Source organism: Candidatus Eisenbacteria bacterium (assembly GCA_005893275.1).
In the GTDB taxonomy this organism is placed as follows: Bacteria; Eisenbacteria; RBG-16-71-46; order SZUA-252; family SZUA-252; genus WS-7.
In genome coordinates this window covers 1-19651 of record VBOW01000029.1, presented here as the reverse complement: position 1 = coordinate 19651, position 19651 = coordinate 1, and the positions used below count along the sequence as shown (strand labels likewise).

The following is a 19651-nucleotide window of genomic DNA, read 5'->3' as shown; positions in this document are numbered from 1 at the left end:
CTCTCCTAGGGTGACCGATCCAGCTTGAGCCAGACGCTTCCGCTCCAGGGCCTGGTGCCGCCCGGGCCCTCACCGCGCTCGAGCGCGTATCCGATGCGCCAGAGCCGTGACCCGAACCCTCCGCGCGCCGAGACCCAGAGGCCGGGCTTCGATCGCGCCCGCAGCGTGGTTTCCCCGGAGGGCGCGAGCCCCACGCCCCACGCGGGCGCGCCCTTCCGAATCCGGGTCGCCTCGACGAGGATCGAGTGCCGGCCGAGCTTTCCCGCGCGCAGGTCGAGCCGCGAGCCGAGCGTCGTGCTCGAGCTGCTCGAACCGGCGTTCGAGGAGCCGCGCCTCAGCGCGTGAACGGCGAGGCTGCACCGGTCATCGCGGGCGAGGGTCGCGACGGCGAGCCCGTAGGATTCATGCACCGTGAAGCGATTCCCTTCACGGCCGAGCCCGGCCGCCCCGACCCGCAGCCGCAAGGCGGCGGCGCCACGGCGAGATCTCGACGCCTCCAGCTCGAGGAGCCCGTCGTCGGCCGCGGCGTTCCGCGACCAGGAACGCCACGTCACGCGTGCCCGCGAATCGGGGCCGAGCGTCTCCGCGCCGAGCTCCGCGGCGACCTTTCTCGACTTCCAGGAGCGGAAACGCCAGCGCGCGGAAAGGAGCGCCCTTCCGGCGCGCCCGCGGGCTTCCGCGAGAAGCGCGTGTCCCTCCGGAGACCGGAGCGCCTCGAGGGCCCAGTCCCGGCCCTGGCTCTGCCGGGCGACGGTGATCGAGCCGCAGCGGAAAGGCCGGGGCGCGGTCCCTCCGCCTCCGTCCGGGGCATCGTTCCCGCCGACCCGGGCGGGCAGCCCCGCGCCGAACGCCGCCGAGCCGCGCATCCGCCCGCGCGAGACCCCCAAGCCCACGCCCGCGATCGGCTCGCGGATCTCGCTTCGAACCCCTGCGAAGGCCCAGATCGTGGGGCCCGCGTTCCAGGTGAAGGCGCCCCCGTCGATCGCTCCCGCCGAGGCCCCCAGCGAGGGGTGCGCGCGTACAGGGTCGGTCCTCGGCCCCCGCACGCGCCGTCCGCTCCGCCCCACGCGCATCGCTTCCGCGAACAGCGCGGGGCCGTGCGACAGGGTGACCCGGCCGGCGGCGAGATCGAGGTGACCCGCGGCCGCGGTCGCGCGGGCTCCCGCTCTCGGGTGCCTCCCGTCCACGAGAAAACCCAGCTCGCCGCGCACACCCCGGCGCTCTTCAAGCACCGCGATCCGCCGCAGTCGAAATCGGCCGCGCGTGAGAGCGCCGCGGAGGAGCGCCCCCCTACGCGCGGGTCTCTCCTCTTCCAGGAGATCGGCGTTCTCGAGTTCCTCTTCCGCAAGCGGCAGCCACCTGTCGTCGCCGGTGGAATCCTGCTCGGTGGGCGCGAGGCCCGCCGAATCCAACGTCGCGAATTCCGCCAGCCGGGTGTCCCTACGCATGATAGCAGAGGGCGCGATTTCGGTGGAAGCGATCGCGCGGATCGGATATAATACTCGACGCCGCTTCCGAGTGGTTTCCTCAGTCGCGGAGCGGATGTCGCAATTTTCCAGCACACGAGGTCTCCCCGAGGCGACATGCCATGCCCGCGCCGGTCTGTCCGCAGACGCCCCGCTGTGCCCGGCCTGTATTCCGCTCAGGAGCGCCCTCGAGATCGGGTTTTGACTCGAATTCACCCCCCATTCGATCGATTCAAAAGGAGCGCACCTATGCGACGTAGTGCTACCGCGGTGCTTTGGTCTCTTCTCCTCCCGGCATTTTCCTTCGGCAGCGCCGGGGCCTCCTCGAACGTGCCCGCGCCGGCCGGCCCGACGATCCTCCCGGGAATCGTGCAGACCCAGATTCCCGAGAGGGGACCCGATGTGGGTGCGCCCCCACCGCGCGCGGGACGATCGATGCGCTCGGCGACGGTCGGGGACACCGTTTGGGCGTTCATCGACAGCCTCGAGACGCGCACGAGCCCGAGTAACGAGGGGGGGTGGACGCACTACGACGCTTCCGCGAAGCCCACCGCGTGGCACATCGACACGTTCCTCGGTTGCCAGAACCATTCGTGGTGGTGCGGGATCATAGACTCTTCCTGGATTTACGACTCGAACCGCGCCGGGTACGACAACGATTGGATTCAGTACCTCCAGAACAAATTCCCCACGAACGTCATCCCCCCGGGCACGCCGGTCAAGCTCAGCTTCCGACACCACTTCGACGCCGAGCCCGGTTACGACTATGGCTATGTCGAGGTGAACGACCTCGACAACAGCTGGCAGCAGATCGCCTTCTTCACCGGGAAGGTTCCGAATAGCTCCCTTTGCGACACGTTCACGGTGACTATCCCCGACTCCATCGTCGCGAAGTACCGCCGCGGAAACCCCGACGACTCGATACCCCTTCCGGTCCCGTTCCGGTTCTCGTTCACGAGCGATATCGGCTATTCCTCGGCGGACGGCCTCTACAACGGGGATGGCTGGATCATCGACAACATCACCATCAAGGCGGGGTCGAACGTCATTTTCTTCGACGACGCGGAGAGCGGGATGGGAAGCTGGCAGCGGTCCACCTTCCCGGGCGTGGGGGACTACTTCTTCCTCCAGCGGAACGTCCTGACGGAGGATATCTGCGCTACGAATCAGTCGAAGGTCTGGACCGACTGGAACCAGGTCACCCTGTCCCTGGTTCCCGGGCTGGACAACTTCGTCGTGACCCCGCCGGTCAAGACCAACAGGGCGAGCACGGTCTTTCTCAATTTCGATGTCTACCGGAACCTGCCCCTCAATTCGTGCTTCTACTATCACACCAATTTCCGCACGAAGAACGTCGGTGACGCCCAGTGGGGAAATTGGATCGATCCGACGTTCTTCGTTTATTACGGGGGGAGCAAAGACTGGATCCGGCAGGCGATCTCGTTGCCCGGGGCGGGCGGGAAGGATTCGGTCCAGGTGGAGTTGGGGCTCAGGGATTACTCCAACGTCTTTTGCTCCGGCGTCTCGTCGCCCGCCAATACGTATGCCCTGTTCGACAACGTGGCGATCGGCGTCATCGGCCAGGCCGCTCCCGGCTTCGTCGTCCGCGACATCGACCTTTTCAACGACACGTTTCAGACGACCGCGTTCTTCCGGGACGACAACTTCAATACGCCCCTCGGCGACACCACGGTCGTACAGGTCAGCGCGTCGCACGGGTACAAGAACGGCTTCATGTATTACAGGCTGAATGGGGGGTCGTTCAACTCCGTGCCGCTCCAACGCGTGGCGCCAGCGCTCCCGACCCATTTCTTCGCCGACGTCCCGCCCGGGAACTACCCGGCGAACACGACCCTCGAGTACTACTTCGCGGCGACGGACAGTCAGAACACGACCGCCTATTTCCCGAGCGACGCGATCACGAACCAGCGCTATCGCTCGGCTTCGATCCTGCCCGTGAAGACCGCGATCAACCTTCCGATGGGGTGCAGCGACAGCCTCGCCTCGATCCTTTTCGTGAATCACTTCTCCGGACGCGAGCCGCAGGTCTACATGACAAACGCCCTGAGCGCGCTCGGGTTCAAGTACGACACCTGGGATGTGAACGGCCCCTCGAGCGGGATCGGAAACTGCCTCGGGGGCTCCGACCCGACGGACGTGCAGTACCACTGGCCGGTCACCGACGTCGGCAAGCTGCTCCAGTACTCCACGATCATTTGGCACTCGGGAGACCTCTCCGCGTTCACCATCACGCCCCAGGACCAGGCGGTGATCCAGTCTTGGATCCAGCAACCCGGGAAAAACCGCAACTTCTGGATCACCGGAGATGACGTGGGCTTCGAGCTCATGGCGAACAACGGCGAGCTCAACTACAACAGCTTCCTCGGATTCACGTGCGGGGTGGTCTGGCTCCGGAACAACTGGGAAAACAGCCCCCAGGACACGCTCCATCCGATCGTGAGAGGGGTCAACGGGGGCCCCACGGCGGGACGGTTCATGCACGTGAACGGGGACTGCCCGATCATCAATCAGTTCGACCTGGTCACCCTTTCCTCGACCGCCAACTCGGGCAGGTCGGGCCTCATGCTCGCGTACCCGAACACATTTGCCGCCGCGACCCGCTACGCCACCGATTACAACACGTTCTCCCCGACGGACAGCGCCAAGGTCGTCTTCCAGGGCTTCAGCTTCAACTTCATCGAGGAGACCGGGGAGCGGTACCAGCTCGCGAAGTCGGTCGTCCAGACCTACTTCAAGGAAGCGCCCTGCTACATCGCTTCGGGGGTCGACGAGGGATCGGGCGGGGAGACGCCGCCCGTCCGGAGCAGCCTGGCGCAGAACGTGCCGAACCCGTTCAACCCCGAGACCGCGATCCACTACTCGGTCGCGCGAGCGGGTCAGGTTGATATTCGCATCTACAACGTGGCCGGAGCCCTGGTCCGTACTTTGGTGAGTCGCGTTGAGCCTTCCGGCGAGCACATCGCCCGCTGGAACGGAACGGACGACCAGGGGCATTCCCTCCCGAGCGGAGCCTACTTCTACGTGCTCGAATCGAACGGGTTCCGGGCCTCGAAGAAGCTGATCCTCCTGCGCTAGCCCGCGCCTTAGGCGGCGGAATTTCGAAGACTGGGGACGGCCCGCATTCACCGCGGGCCGTCCATTTTTCTCGCGCGCGAGTCCGAGACGCATTCCCGTGATCGTTCCTCCGAAGGAGTAGTCGAGCCTTCCCCAGGACGCTTCGAGACTCCCCAATCTGAGATTGAAGGCGACGCCGATCCGGCCGGGCCCCGTGCCGCGTCCCAAGCTCACGCGCAGGGCGTCCGCAAGCGGAATCTCGAGCGCCATGCGCGGGGCGTGGGTCGCGTCCGGTTGCCAGCGATCCAGGATCGCGATGGCGGCCGATCCCGCGCGAAGCGAGGCGCCCAGCTCCAACGCGGCGGGAACGGCCGCGCGCTCGAGCGCCCGGGTTCTCAGAAGCCGGGCCCCGCCGACCCACGCTTCGATCCCGCCGCCCAGCGCGCCCCGCGCGCATCCGCCGAGGGCCCAGCCGCCCCAGGTTTCCGCGTCGTCGGGGAGAAAATCGAGCCGTTCCGCGCGCAGCGCCAGAGAGATTGGACGCACGGCGGTCTCCCTGATCTCAAGGCCGATCGACGACTCCCGTGTCCCCGGGCCGGAGAGCGCAACGTAATCGAGCCGGATCGCATGGGTGTTCCCCTGCAGGGAGAGGTCGAGCTGATTCAGCAAGAGCGCGTCGGCTCCAAAGAGCGAGGCGCGGCATGCCCCGGCGCGCCAAGTGAAACGAGGCGGCGCTGCCGACGCGGAGTCTCCGCCGCCGGCACGCCACTCCCCGGCGAACGGGAGCCATGCGCCGTCGGTGGATGCGGCCCCCAGTGCTTCCGGGCTCGCGTCCCGGAGCTCGAACGCCGCCCGGGCGGGGGCCGGCACGGCCATGATCCAGAGAAGGAGAATCGCGACGGGCCTCATCGCGTCCGCCCGTCCACCACGGCGAGCGCGAGGGCGCCGCTCCTCGCGGGCTCGCCGTCGTCGGGAATCGTTTCGGCGCGCACGACGTAGATCCCGGCCGGCACGGGAGCACCCTGGTCGTCGCGGCCGTCCCAGAAAAACGCGCCTTCCCCCAGGACCCGCTGCCCGTCGACGAGGAGCCGCCGCGCGCGGCCGAGGAGGTCGTGGACGAAGACGCGGATCCGGCTCCCGCGCGCCTCCTCGCTGAATCGCAGCGCGACCGGCGCCACGGGCGACCCCGGTACCCGCCGCACCACCCGCGCGCTCGCGTAGAGGAGCCCGCCGCGGCCTCCCGGGCTCTTCCCGGGAGCCTGGATCGAGTTCGGCCGTCCGGGGGTCCCGGCCCGAGGGTCGATCGATTCCGCCCAAGAGCTCGGCGCGGCGCTGGGGAGGGTCGCTCCGAGGCGCTCGAGCGATCCATCGCGCGCGGTGTATCCCGCCCGATAGGGAACGACATCCGAGGGCGCGCCACGCGGGTCGATGACGCGCACCCGATCGGCGAAACCGTCTTCCCCATCGGTGTCGTTGAGCGCCCCCCAGCCGCCGAGGCATCCGAGAACCGCGCTGTCGGGCAGCGAGAAGGCCCCGCGCACCAGCCCGGGCGATTGCGCGACCACGAAGATCTCCCCCGCGCTGGCCGCCCGCGGCGCCGCCCCCCGATCGATCGGATACGCGTGGCCGCCCGCGTCGGAGAGAGCGAAGAGGCCCACATCCGCGAGATCGTCCCGCGCGATCAGCTCGATCCATTCCCCTGCGCCCCGGTCCCGAAACGCGATCTCGTTCACGACGAGCGGGCCGGCGGTGGAGCGCGACAAGAGCGTCACGGTATCGGCGAGGCCGGACCCGCTCGCCCCCGGGGGTTCGCCCAGATCGCGCAGGATGAGCCGCAGACCGAATGGACCCGGCCCCGGCGGGAAGAGGGTGCATTGCACGCCCGCGCTCTCTCCCGGAGCCAGGGTCGCGCCCGGCCCGATCGCCACCGGCGCGGCGGACCATTCGCTTCCCGGACCGTCCCCGGCGCGCATCGCGACCTCGGCGCGCCATCGGGTCGCCGCGACCTCCCGGCGTCCAAGATTCTTCACGGTCGCCCGGAGAAAGGCGACCTCACCCGGCCAGGGCACGTCCGGCACGAGCCGGGCGCTTCCGCGCACGATGGAGAGCCGCGCGTCGGGATGGTTGGCCCTCCCCGGAGTGGGGCTCGGCTCGGGCGCCCAGTCGGCCGCGTTCCACCGGGTGTCCACCCCGTCCTCGGCGCGGGCGAGACTTTGCCCGGATGCGGCGTCGGCGGCAGGCGCGCCCTCGAATAGCTCGCGGGCCGTGAGCGCCCCGTAGCCCAAGAGGTCGAGCACCACCCCGTCGCGGCTCAGCCGAAGCGCGTCGGGACCGTTCTGGAGGGGCGCGAGAAGGGAGGTCCCCGCGATCAAGAAGGCGCGCCGGGGCTGGACCGAATCACCTCCGGCGCCCACGTAGACCGGGGTCCAGACGCCGGGCCTTGCGCCATCGCCCGACTCCACCACGATCCCGAGCAGGGAAATCGCGACGGTGTCCGGATTCCACAGCTCCACGAACTCCGATCCCTCATCGGCCCCCTCGGGGTCGTAGAGCACCTCGTTCAGGAGGAGCTCGGCGTTCGCGTGCGCCGCGGGCAGGGCGAGCAAAACGAGCAAAGCAAGATGTGCCGCGGGCCTCCGCCCGAGACTGCGATGCATGGGATTCCCCCTGGATGAGGAGGCGGGGGAGGCGTCGGAAACGATCGGCGGCGCTCGGGAGCGCGTGCTCCGTTCTCGGGGAGGTGTCTGAGACCGGCGGTGTGGAGGTGCCGCCCTAGAGCAGGTGAAACCTCTTTCGCAAGATCCACTCGGCGGAGGCGCCGAGGACGAGCAGGAGGAATAGCGCCACGTTGTGGAACAGGTCCAGCTCGATGATGCGGGCCTTGGCGATGTCGGGCGAGCGCAACCTGGCGAGGACCGGTTCCGGGCTGGCGAGGGGTGCCGAGACCCCGCCCGAGCGCGAGGCAAGCCGCTCGAGCACGGAAGGCTCGGCGCCGAGCGATTCGAACTCGACTCCTTGCTCCCCGACCGCGACCCGCACGCTGTCCGTGCCCAGGAGCCGCCCCCCACGCTCCACCCGCCCGAGGAGCGAATAGATCCCCTCCGGAAGCGCGATCGAGCCGGCGAAATCCCCCTGCGAGGAAGCGCCGAGCAGGACCTCGCCCGCGAGGGCGCCGGCGCTTCGCCGCGCCCGTACGGTCGCCCGCGCCCCGGTCGCAAAGGCGGCGTTCGAGAGCGCGAGCCTCACGGGAACCGCGCGCTCCGCGGGCGTGAGGTCGGGAGCGGAGAGCCGCACCGGCCGGTCGTCGGCGCTCTGCGAGAGCCAAGCGTTGATCCCACCGAAGAACGAGGGCTCGATGCCCGCCCCGCCCGCCAAGCCGGAAGCGGTCAGGCCCCATCGATAGACCCCTGTCGCGTTCAATACCGCGACGCGACCCGCTCCGACCCGTCCGGCGAGGAGAAGCGGCGTCGTCTCCGTCCCGTACCGCGCCTCGAGGAGCGGGACGAGCGCGTTCCCCTTCAGGCTCAAGAGGACCGGAACCTGAATCGGCGGGAGCGAGCGCCAGGTGGTGATCGCGGTGGCGGCGTCCCCGCCCAAGAGCGAGACCTCGTGCGCTCTGCCGGCAGGAGACAGGTCCACGCCCGCGCTGGGCCCGGTCGCTCTGCCGAGGTCGCGCCACTCGAGCCCGAGGGCGCTCGTCAAGGGCCCCGCGGCGGGAGGCGGATTCACGGGATCCGTCCAGAAGAGCACGCCGCCACCGCGATGGAGAAAATTGAGAACCTCGGCGCTCCGCTCCGGATTGAGCGTGCGCGAGTCGTACCGAACGACCGCGACGTCGGCGTCGAGCAGCGCCTGGGCGAGACTCTGCGGCGCGCCTCCCGGAGCCACGACGCCCGCCGCTCCCGACGGCATGAGCCGTTGGATCGCCCAGGACGTGTCCCCCTCCACCCCGCGCGCGAGGGAGCGGAGATCCCAGTCCCAGGATGTCGCCACAAGCGGCACCAAGCGTCTTGCGGGGCGGGCGGTGACCGCGACCAGGCGGCGTTTGTTCTGGGTGATTCGATCGCCGGGCAAGCTGTCGAGCTTCACCGCGAGGAAATGCTTTCCGCGTTCTCCGAGCGTGAAGGGAATCGTGACCCGGCTCACGGAGCCTGTTCGCTCCAGCGCGAAGGAGGCCCGGCCCAGCTCGCGCGCCCCCTCGCTCAGCCGCGCCACTCCGCGCGTCGCGGGGCGCGCTCCGTTCCGAATGGTCACCGTGAGCATCGCGGGCCGACCGAGGACGACCTCGCTCGGCGCGTCGATCCCGCCGATGCCGGTCGTGGGGGGATCGCCCGCGGAGCCGGTGACGAGCGCGAAGGCGGGGACGATCGATCCCAGCGCGCGCTCGGGATCCTCTCCGCGGTTCACCGCGCCGTCGCTCAGGACGAGAACCGCCGCGAGCGAGTCCGGGTCGACGCGGTCGAGCGCCTCGCGAATCGCGTCGCCGAGCGCGGTCTCCCCCGCGCCGCGCGTTTGGGACGCGGCGTTCCACGACGACGGCCTTGCGATCGGCCCCAACGAGGCGTCGAAGGGTGCCAGCCGCACGTCGTACCGGCCCGAGAGCTCTCCGGCGATCGCGGCCGCCGCGCTGTCCGCCGCTTGGCGGCGGGTTCGTCCCGCCGCGTCGCCATCCCGAACCTCCATGCTTCCCGAGTGGTCGACCAGGATCAGCATCCGGTTCCGCTCGCGCGACGCGCTCGAGTAGCGCACGACCGGCGCGAGCGAGGCGAAGAGCAGCGCCAGGAGCGTGATGGTGCGGACGGCGACGAGAATCGCGCGGCGGCGCGGTGAGAGGGCCGGGTACCGCGTGAGATAGAGCGAGAGCCCGAGCGCCAGGGCTCCCGCGAGGAGCGCGAGCGCGATGACGTTGGGAGATGACGAGAGCGAGAAATTCAACGGTCCGGTCTCGAGAAAATCAGGATCCCGACGGGTACGGGTCTTACGTTGTGAGGGCGGGGTCGAGTCACGGGGAGAGCGGCTTCGTAGGAGGTGGCCGTGAGCTGAAGATAGGGGGTGGAGGGTCTCCGGTCAAGCCGGAAAAAGAAAGACCCCCGCGTCTCGAAGGAAACGGGGGCCGAATGTGTCTCCGGTGTCAGCGCCTCGTCGGGCTCGAGCTGGTCGCCGGGGCGTCTCTCTTGGCAAGCGCTTCGCGCCGCTCGCGCGTGTCCAGCTCGAGCTTGCGCAGGAGCACGTAGAGCTGGACGGGGTTCAGCTCGCGTCCGCCCCGCTCCGGTCTCCTCAGCTCCTTCTGGATCCTCATGAGGCCATAATCGGGGTGCTGGCGCACGATCTCGCGCACGAGGTCGTCATCGGAAAGCACCGTCTCGCTGCGCTGCGGGGCATGTGCTTCGCCCGGCTGGCGGGGCGCGGCCGTCCCCGCGGCGTTCGGCGACATGGAGAGATTCGCCGGCACGATCGGCCCGAAGGAGGCGACCGCGAGATCGGTGTCGCTGTAGGATTGCAAGATATTCTCGAACTCGAGAAGGTCGAAGACCTCCCGGACATCGGGGGCCATCCCGGCGAGTTTCAGGTCCCCTCCGTGCTCGCGGATTTCACGAATTTCGCTGATGAAGATTCCCCACCCGGCGCTCGAGATGTACTCCACCTTCGCGAGATCCACCACCACGTGGAAGCGCTTCTCGCGGAGCAACGCTTGGAGACGCCGCTCGAGGTCGGGGCTCGTCGTGGTGTCCACGTAGCCGGAGACGCGCAGAATCGATACACCCCGGTTCTGGGGCGCCTCTTCGACGTAGACGTCGATTCCCTTCATACTCCCCCTCCTTGTCCTTCCGGAGCGCGGCCGGCCTGGGCATCCCCGGAGAGCGCCCGGGCCAGCCTTGCCATACGTCTATCGGTTCCGTTTCGGGCGAACTCGAGCCTTTTTTCCTTCGTGTTAAGCCCTTGACGCCTTAGGGTTGCGTAGACAACCGCCGGGGTCAAACGGGCTCCCGAGCGGCCCGTCGCCCGCAGCAGATCCGAGACCCGCCGGGCCCCCATCAGGGGCTGCTCTTTCACCAGGGACAAGATGGCCGCCTCTTCCTCGAGGCTTGCCCTGGCGAGCTCGGCGCGGGGTCGGATGCTCTTCAGGCCCTCCAGCCCTCCCACCTCGGCCACCCGCCGGCGATACCGGTAATAGGTCGACTGCGCGACCTGGAGCCGGTCACACGCTTCCGCGACGGCCACCCCCTCCTCCTCGACGAGCCGGAAGAGCTCGCGCCGCTTCGACTCGAGGCGCTCTTCCGGCTGAACTTTCTCTTTGATCGCGACCAGCGTGATGTCGTCGTTCTGAAGCGCGCCCGCCGTGAACTCGTGGATCTCCTTGTCCAGCGCCTCCGAGAACTCCTGCGCGCTCAGGTGCGCATGCCGCTTGATAGCGCCGAGCAGCCTCGCCTCGCCGAACTGCTCCCGCTCGGGGTTCATGGCCTCGGTGATTCCATCGGTGTAGATCACGATCATGTCTTCCTGCTTGAGCGTGAGCCGTTCGACGCTGATCGTGCGCCGGAACAGATCCGCGTCCGGCGCGTCGATCCCCACCGGAATCCCCTTCGGTTTCAGGAAGTAGGTCGCGTCCGACTCGCCGCGGTAGAGAATCATCGGATTGTGCCCCGCGCTGGCGTAGGTCACGACGCGGTTCACCGAATCGAGCACGACATAGAACATCGTCACGAACATTCCCTTCTTCATATCTTCGGTGACGAAGGCGTTCATCCGAGCCATGACGTCCGAAGCGGAGCGGTTCCCACGCGCCTCCATGCGGAGCGCCGTCCGGATCATCGTCATGACGAGCGATCCCGGCACGCCCTTGCCCGACACGTCGGCCACCACGACCCCCACGGTGCGCTCGTCCACCTGGACGAAGTCGTAATAGTCCCCTCCGACCTCTTTCGCCGCCCGGTACAGGGCGCCGATCTCGTAGCCCTCGAGCTCGGGGACGCGCCGCGGAAGGAGACTCTGCTGGATCTCCTGCGCCACCTGCATCTCTCTCTGGAGCCGTTCCTGCTCGACCAGGCTGCCCTGCGCCGCGCGGAACTTGGCGGTGACCTCGTTGAACGCCCGGGCGATGTCATCGATTTCCTCGTTCCCCGAGCCCCCGACCTCGGCCATCATCGTCCCCTCACCGATCGCGCGCACGCTTTCCGAGAGCACCTGGATCGGCCGGACGAAGATGCCGATCAGGATCACCGAGAGCACGCAGCCCAGGAGCAGCGTGAGGAGCGCGATCCCGGCCAGCTCGGCCCGCGCGCTTCCGATTCGCGAGTCGATCGCGCGCTCGCTGATCCCGATCTGGACCCAACCGAGGATTCTCGAGCCCTTGCCCGAATCGCTCGCCCGCACCGGCTCGACGATCGTGCGCACCCCGCCGCTCACAGTGTAGAGGGGGGGCGCACCGCCTCCCCCCTCGCCCGGCCCGGGCCGGGGGCCGCCGCGCTCCGTGGTGAACAGCTCCTCGAATCGATTCGAGCCCCACACGCGCCCGGTCGTGTCGAGGACGCGCGCGGAAACGTACTCATGATTCGCTCGGAGCGCGGCGCGGATCGACTGGTTCAGGAGCGTCTGCTCGATCGACATGGGCTCGGGCCGCGAAAGAAGATCGAGCGCCGGGGAGACGAGCCCGCGCGCCACGCTCCGCGCGTGGGACATCGCTTCTCCACGAACGTCCTGGATCTGCCGCGCGTGGATCCAGCCGAACGCCGCCGCGACGAGGAACGTCATCGCGCCGAATGCCTGGAGCGTGTACGCGAAGCGCAGCGAGCGGCGCTTCGGCTCTTTCCCCGGGCGCCGCCGGCGGTGCCGGAGGCGCTTCGACATCGTCAGGACGTTCCCGTTGGGGCCGCCGCGGTAGCGGACCTCGTCCATGAGCTGGTTCATCAGGAAGACGCCGAGCCCGCCGCGCTTCCTCGTCTCGACGTACATCTTGAGATCGGGGCTCTTGACGTTGCGGAGATCGAAGCTCTCGCCCGTATCCTGGATGGCGATCGAGAACTCGCGCTGATTCCCGGTGACCACGACTTCGATGAAGCCGGTCTGCCCCTTGTAGCCGTGCTTCACGATGTTGGTGCAGGCTTCGTCTACGGCGAGTTTCGTGTTGGCGAGGACCTTTCCGGGGATCTGGATCTTCTCGCCGGCATCCTGGATGAAGTCGCGGATCTCGGCTAGGTGGCGGTCCTCGGCAGGGACTCGGAGCTGGAGGCGTCGGGTCGGTCCCGCCTTGGGGCTCATCGGCTCACCCTGGGGCTCATCGGCGCGCCTTGTCGCCGGGAGCGGTCATCGGTGCACCTCAGACTTCATCCGCTCTCTCGCTTCGAGCACGTTCCGCCGCGCGCTCTCGTTCAGAGGATCGAGCACGAGGATCTGCTCCCAGTTCCGGAGCGCCTCGCGGTAGTCCCCCGCCGTGAACGCCTCCATGCCCTTGATGTAAAGTTGCTTGATCCGCGCGTTGACCTCGGGTTTCGGCGTCGAGAGCCGGCGCTGGATGCGGTCGCGCCAATCACGGGCTTCGCTGCTCGTGGGATCGAGCGCGAGCGACCGCTCGACCAGGGCTTTGGCGTCGGGATAGCGCCCTTCCGCAAACGCCCGGGCGACCTCGTTCAGCGCCCCGAGCGCGGCGAGCTTCTTGGTCAGGCTCTGCGCTTCCGCGGCGCTCTTGCCGAGCGAGCCCTGCAGGTCCACCCACATCGCGCGCGCCCGCCGATCGTCCGGGCGCAGCCGGAGCGCGAGCGCCACTTGGCCGGCGGCATCGAGGAGACGCCCTTGGCTCTGGAGTGAGTCCGCGCGGGAGAGCGCCTTGTCCGCGGTGCGATCGCGCGCCGCGGCGACGTCGCGTGTGAGCGCGGCGAGAGAATCCTGGGACACGGCGCCCGATCCGCCCGCCGCCGGGATCCCGCGCAGGAGCCCCGCGGCCTCCTCGGCATCCCCCCGCGCGAGCGCCTGCCGGGCCATCTCGGCCAGCGTCGATGCGAGCCGCCGCCCGCTTTCGGTAACGATCGCCGCCTGCGCGCCGCGCCCGATCTCCGTCCGCGCCCGTTCGGCGCGCCCGGCGTAGCTCGGCTGGCCGGGATCGGCGCGCTGCAGGACTTCCCAGAGGACGAGGGCGGTCTCCCAGTCACCCGAGGTTTCCGAGGCTTCCGCCCTCCTGCGGTCGCGCGCGATCTCGCCCGCGTGCTGCGCGCGGATCGAATCCTCGGCCGCCCGCCGAAGCACGACCAGGCGGCGCGATTCGTACTGGCTGACCGGCTCGCCCCAGGCGAGGCGGAGCGCGAACTGCTGCGTCGCCTCGATGCTCCCGCTTTGGTAGGCGTAGTCGAAGCCGTAGCGCCGGAAGCGAAGCCCCACGCCGAAGACGGGATTCCCGTTCGAAATGCCGGCGCGAACGGCTCCGAGCCCCGCGCGGGTGAGCTCGAGACCGACGCGCGGCTTCATCCCCTCCTTCCCGCGGGTCGCGACATCCAGCACGAGCTTTCCCGCGCTCGATGCGTTCAGGCGCCACTCGGGGCTTCCGAGCCCGAGGCGGAAGGAACGGTCGAGCGGCGGCGTCGTGCCGCCCAGATCCAGCGACCCGGCGAGGACGTTCTGCGCCGACACCCCGATCTGCCCGCCGCGCAGCGCGGCCGGGCGGTAGAGGACCCCCAGATCGAGCGCGGGGGCCGACGCCGAGACATCGCCGAGCGACTGCCCCAGGATCTTGAACGTGAGCCCGCCCCAGATCGGCCCACGCAGGCGGCGCGCCACGCTCGCGGCCGCGGCCGTCTCGCGGTATACGATCGAGCCGAGCGCGCGATTTCCCGAGTCGTAGGCTTCGATCCCGCCGGTTCCGATCCGGGCGAAACCGAGGCCGACAGCTCCCAGGCCGGGCACCGGATACGAGACCGCGGCGAGGTCCCAGGTCGTGGAGAATTGGAGCAACCCGTGGTGGACCAGCAGGGAGCGCTCATCCTGCGCGGCCAAGCCGGCCGGATTCATATAGATCGCGAGCGGATCGAGCGCGACCCCGGTGAAGCCGCTCGCGGCGCCCGTGCTCGGCCAGCCCGCCGGGGTCGAAAGAAGGTTGGAGGTCCCCGCGGTCTGCCCCGAGGCGCGCGCGCGCGTTCCAAAGAACGCGGCGAGGAGAAGCGAGGCGGCGCAGAGGGCGCGGATCAGGCGCCGCACGTTGGTCCGGCGAAGGAAATGGCGGCGCAGGATGCGCCCCTGACGGAAGCATCCCCGCATTCTCATCGCAGCACCCCCACCTTGATCTGCTCGCTCACGCCCGGTCCATCGATCCGGGCGACGTAGACGCCGGGCCGCACGATCTCCCCCTTGCCGTTCCGTCCATCCCAGCGCACCTCGTTCAAGCCGCTCACCCCGCCCGCGCTCCCCGAGGGAAGCGAAAGCTCGCGGACCAGATCGCCGAGGAGCGTGTAGATCGAAACCTTGACCGGAGCGTCCTGGCCGAGAACGTAGGAGAGGAGGACCGCTTCGCTCCCCGCGTGGAACGGATTCGGATAGCCGTGCGGCCGGTCGAAGAAGGTGATCTCGCGCGATGTGAGCGCCGCGAACGGAAGCCCGCCGCCCCCCGAGATGGGCGCGCGGGCCCCGGTGAGCGCATCGAGGGCGAGGACGTCGTTCCCCCGCGCGAGCTGGATCGCCATGCGGCCCACGGGCGCGCCGGCACGAAACGCGATCTCGACGAAGAGCGATTCGGCCCCGCCCGCCATGATGAGCGGCTGGCTCAGGCTCAGCGTCAATGGATTCGGCGCGCCGGGAGACGGCGTGCCTTGCGCGAGGAGCGCGCCCGCGCGGTCGCGGAGCGAAATCGAGGAAACCGAGGAGGCGGGCGGGACGCCCGGGGAGCCATCGGCGAGGACCGTGATGGCGACCGACGCCAGGGAATCCCTCGTCGAGACCCCCGCCTGGACGAGCGGCGTGAGCTCGAGTCCCCATGCGCGGATGGAAGGGCCTCCCGACGCGACCTGGACCGGCACGGCGGTGTCGATGCCGCGGACCTGGATCGCGGAAAGCTGCCCGAGCACGACCAGCTCGCTGTCGGGGGAGGTCGCGGCGGCGTTCGCGGCGAGCCCCCACTCCGTCCCGGCGATCGCCAGATCCAGCCGGTAGGGCTGGCTCGCCATCGCCGCGGGCACGAGGACCCCGGGGAATGTGAGCGTGGCCTGCGCGCTGGGCGCGAGCACGAAGGCCGCGCCGGAGGCGAGGCCGGTCATGATCTCGCTCCCGTCGCTCGCGCTCAGACGCGTCTGAGCGGGATCGATCGCGAAGGGAGACCCACCGGTGTTTCGCAGGCCGAGGGTGAAATCGACCGTCTGGCCCGGGCGTACTTCGCTCGGCGTGGTCGAGCGCGCGACGAATTGGAGCACGGCGGGCGGCATCGCGTGGAGCGTGTCGGAGGAGAGGCTCCGCGCGCGGGCCACCCCCTCCTCGAAGCCGAACACATCGAGCGTCGCCGAGGCGTCGCCGGGGGAGGCGGCCGATCCGAGAGGGGCGCCAGGGAAGGCAAGGACGAGCGATTGACCCGCGTTGAGCGTCGGGGAGGCGCCCAGGGAGCGCGTGACCGAGACCGGAGCGGCGAGCTTGAGCGCGGTCGAGGCGTCCAGCGCGAAGGGGACGTCTCCGTTGTTGCGAAGCGTGAGCGATACGGGCCGCGACTGCCCCGCGCTCACGGTGTCGGGAGCGAGAGAGCCGGCGAGCACCGTGAGGAGCGCGGGGTCCAAGACATCGACGCTGTCGGGCGCGAAGGAGATCGTGTCGGCAAAAGCCTGTCCGGATTCCGTGCCGTCGAGGAAAAGGCGCGCCCGGTAGCGCGCCTTGGGCACACCGGCCGCGGGAACCGCGAGCGAGTCGAACGCGAGCGTCGCCTGGTCCGACGCAAGGACCGCGGTGTTGGCGGAGAGCCCCGTCGCGAGCGTCGTGGCGCCGGAATCGAGCACGAGCCGCGTGGCGCTTCGATGGAGCGTGACCGCGGAGGCGCCGGTGTTTGCGACGCGCACCGTCGGGTTGGACGTCCTGCCCCGGAGGAGCCGCGGCGGCGTCCCGCTGCCCGCGGCCGCGGCGACGCGCGCGGCGGAGGTCACCCGGAAGGTGAGCGGAATCGAGTTGGATGCGACGACCGGCGTCCCCGCGAAGGAGGCGGTCGCCTGGAGCGTTGCGCTGACCGTCGTCCCCGATGGAATCCCGCCGGAGGGCACCGCGACCGGGAACGTGAACCGCGTGCTCCCGCCCGCCGGGATCGTCGTGCCGAGCGCCGGGGTCGGAGCGCCGCTGATGAAGGCGCCGGTCGAGAAGCTCAAGCTCCCGCCGGAGAGATCGCCCGGCGTGCCGGAGAGATTCGCCACGTCGAAGACCAGCGAGAGATTCTGGTATCCGAGCGGGGCGGGGTCGGGTGAAGCGCTGACCGCGGCAACGCCGATCCCGAGCACGCTCACCTGCGACCCCGCGAGGCTCGGGTAGAAGTCGAACGCGGCCCCGGTGCCGTCCACGCCGAGCGCCCGGAAGCTGGGCGCGTAGGCGCCGGGGGTCAGGGTATCCGGGACAGTCGCCGGCGCGAACGTCAGCGTGGCCGCGGCGCCCGCCCCGAGGGTCGTCGCCGAGCCGAGCGCCGCCGTGAACGTGGTCGCGCCCGAGCCGAACGAGAACACGGATCCCGTGCCGAGCTGGATCGCGCCCGCCCCTGTGTTCCGCGCCTGAAGCGTAAAGGAGGCGCTGCTCCCCGGGAGCACGGCCCCCGGCGCCGCCGTGCCCCCGACGTACGCGAGCGAAGGGGGCGGCACATAGGTGAACGCATGGCTCCCGGTGGAAGATCCCGCGCGGGTCGCCGCGGCGAGCGTGTCGGGGCCCGGCGTGGTCGGAGCGATCAGGACCAGGGAGGCCTTGCCGTCCGCCGCCGTCGCCAAATCGAGACCGGGAAAGAGCGCGCTCTGGTCCGAGGCGAGCAGGGTCCCCGCCTGCGCGCTCACGCCCACGAGCGTCCCCGCGCCCACGAGGTTCCCGAACGCGTCCCGCACCGGCCCGAGCACGACGGTGGCCGCGCTCCTGCCGTCGGCGGTCAGGCTGTCGCGCGTCGCCGCGAACGCGATCGCGCCGGACGGCGCCCCGGGAGAGACCGTCGCGGTCCCGCCGGTTCCGCTCCCGCCTCCCGCGCGGTCGGCTCCGATCGCGATCGGCTCCGCCACGGTGTCGCGCCCCGTGGTGACGAACCGGCCGGCTACGAGCGGGCCTCCGGCAGGGCTCCACGCGACCGAGCCCGCCCCGCGCATCGTGACCGCCGCACCGTCCGCCACCGTGACGTTCCCGAACGAATCCGTGGCCTCCACGCGGACGCTCTCCGGCACGCCGGCGGTCCAGCTCAGCGACCGGGGCGACACGCGCAGCGCGACGGTCGCGCCAGGGGCCGTCGCCGCGCGGATCCCGACCGCAGCGAGCGAGCCGCCGCTCGCGAAGATCGAATCCGCCTCCGGCGCCGTGCTCGGCGCCCTGTATCGAGCCGCGAGCCGACCGGAGCCGTCCGTGAGGCCGCCCTGCGAGCCCGGGCCCCCGGAAGTCGGGCCGAGCGATTCGAGGGAGCCCTTGGGGCTTGGCCCCCCGAGGAAAACCGTGAGCGCCAGACCGGGGACCGGGTTCCCTTGGCCGTCGCGCGCGGTGACGGTCACGGTTCCGGCTTGGGTCGGGGTGAGCGAGAGCGAGTCGGGGGAGATCGTGAGCGTCGCCGCCGACGAAGGATTCACCGCGACCGGGCCGTAGGTCGTAGAGCGCGGGCCGTCGCTCACCACGATCGTGAGCGGGCTCGCGAGGGTCGGGGTCACGGGAATCGAGGCGGCGCCCCCCGCGAGGACGACCGAGTCGGGCACGGTAGCGCCGCCGGAGGTCACCGTGGGCCGGAGCACATTCCCGCTCTGACCGGGCAGAGAATTCCCGAAGGAGTCATGCGCGGTAACCGTCAACGTGACCCCGGCCCCCGCGGTCAGGGGTCCCGCGGGCCCCGCGACCGTGTAATGGTCGAGCGGCCCGGGCTGGAAGACGATCGAGGGCTGCGCCGCCAGCGGGACTCCTCGCGCCGAGACGTTCACCGAGCCCGTGTCCGGAACGGAAGCCGTCGCGCGGAAATCGATGCGCCCCGCTGGATTCGTGGCGGAGGCGAGCGGGGTCACGCTCGCGGAGGCGCCCACCACCGAGACCCCGATCGAATCCGCCGGCACGCCGCCGAGCGGATGGTCCTGGCGGTCGCGAAGGGTGACCGCCACCACGCTCCCCGACGGACCGACCGGCACGGGGGAATCCGCGGAGACCGCCGAACGCGACGCGCTCACGGCCCCTGGGACGAGTCGGACATTCATGGACCCGTTCGAGAGGCCGTTGCGCAGGGCGGTCGCGGTCACCTGCGCCGTCCCGAGCGAATCCCCTCCGAACAGGGCGAGCGAGATCCCGCCACCCGCGGCGAGGATCTGGCGGCCGGGCGCGGCCGGGTCGGCGTCGGGGTTCTGAATCGCGCCGAGGGTCGTGGCGACCGTGTATTTCTCGCCGTTCTCCACCTTGTTGCCGTTCGCGTCTCGGAGGCTCGCGGCGCTGACGATCAGCGTCGCCAGGCTGTCCGCGGCGAGCGAGTCGGTGGGGGCGGAGAGGGCGACCGCCCCCGAAGGCGCACCGGCAAGAAGATGAATCGGAACCGAGCCCGCCGCGCTCCCCCGCTCCGATTGAGCCGTCGCCGCGCCGGAGCCGGACGTGGTTCCGGCCCGGACGTAGCCCCCCACGGCTCCCGTGGAGTCGGCCAGGAGCTGGGCGCCCGCCGCACCCGGATCTTGATCGGTGATCTCCGTGAGCAGGGCGCCCCCATCGAACGTGAACCGCTCTCCCTGCGCGACGGCGTTCCCGAACGCATCACGCGCCGCGCCGGCGACGAAAACCGAATCGGCACCGTCGGCGACGAGCGTGTCCTGCGTAGCGGTCAGCACGACCGCTGCGGGCACGTTCGGGGCGGTGAAAACGGGCGCGCCCGCGGTCCCGAGAAAAGGCGGGTTGCCGTTCGCGTCGATGGCGCGGAGCCGCCCCTCGGCCGTGGTCGTCTGCGTGTCGCGGAAGCGAAA

General features: G+C 70.1%; 7 protein-coding genes. 1 reads left to right on the top strand and 6 read right to left on the bottom strand.

Going from position 1 to position 19651, the window contains the following annotated elements; genetic code table 11:
* Nucleotides 1-5 precede the first annotated feature (5 nt).
* Nucleotides 6-1448 carry a hypothetical protein gene (locus tag E6K76_06700; protein TMQ58806.1) on the bottom strand — a complete coding sequence of 481 codons (1443 nt, stop codon included), beginning with the start codon at nt 1446-1448 and terminating at the stop codon, nt 6-8.
* 135 nt (nt 1449-1583) lie between these two features.
* Between E6K76_06700 and E6K76_06695 the strand changes: the two genes are divergently transcribed.
* Entirely contained in the window at nt 1584-4562 is a 2979-nt protein-coding gene (locus tag E6K76_06695) for a T9SS type A sorting domain-containing protein (protein ID TMQ58805.1), read from the top strand.
* 884 nt (nt 4563-5446) lie between these two features.
* Here the strand turns inward: E6K76_06695 and E6K76_06690 are convergent.
* The 5 genes from E6K76_06690 to E6K76_06670 all read right to left on the bottom strand — a co-directional run bounded on the left by E6K76_06690 (nt 5447) and on the right by E6K76_06670 (nt 14792).
* Nucleotides 5447-7198 carry a hypothetical protein gene (locus E6K76_06690; GenBank protein TMQ58804.1) on the bottom strand — a complete coding sequence of 584 codons (1752 nt, stop codon included), beginning with the start codon at nt 7196-7198 and terminating at the stop codon, nt 5447-5449.
* Between the two features lie 115 nt (nt 7199-7313).
* Entirely contained in the window at nt 7314-9476 is a 2163-nt protein-coding gene (locus E6K76_06685) for a hypothetical protein (GenBank protein ID TMQ58803.1), read from the bottom strand.
* A gap of 196 nt (nt 9477-9672) precedes the next feature.
* Complete coding sequence (locus E6K76_06680) at nt 9673-10350, bottom strand: STAS domain-containing protein (protein ID TMQ58802.1); 678 nt, start codon at nt 10348-10350, stop codon at nt 9673-9675.
* On the bottom strand, nt 10347-12800 hold the full coding sequence (locus E6K76_06675; protein ID TMQ58801.1) for a HAMP domain-containing protein: 2454 nt from the start codon (nt 12798-12800) through the stop codon (nt 10347-10349). Before E6K76_06675 ends, E6K76_06680 begins: the two co-directional genes overlap by 4 nt.
* A gap of 45 nt (nt 12801-12845) precedes the next feature.
* Nucleotides 12846-14792, bottom strand: a complete 1947-nt coding sequence (locus tag E6K76_06670; GenBank protein TMQ58800.1) for a hypothetical protein — start codon at nt 14790-14792, stop codon at nt 12846-12848.
* Nucleotides 14793-19651: the final 4859 nt, after the last annotated feature.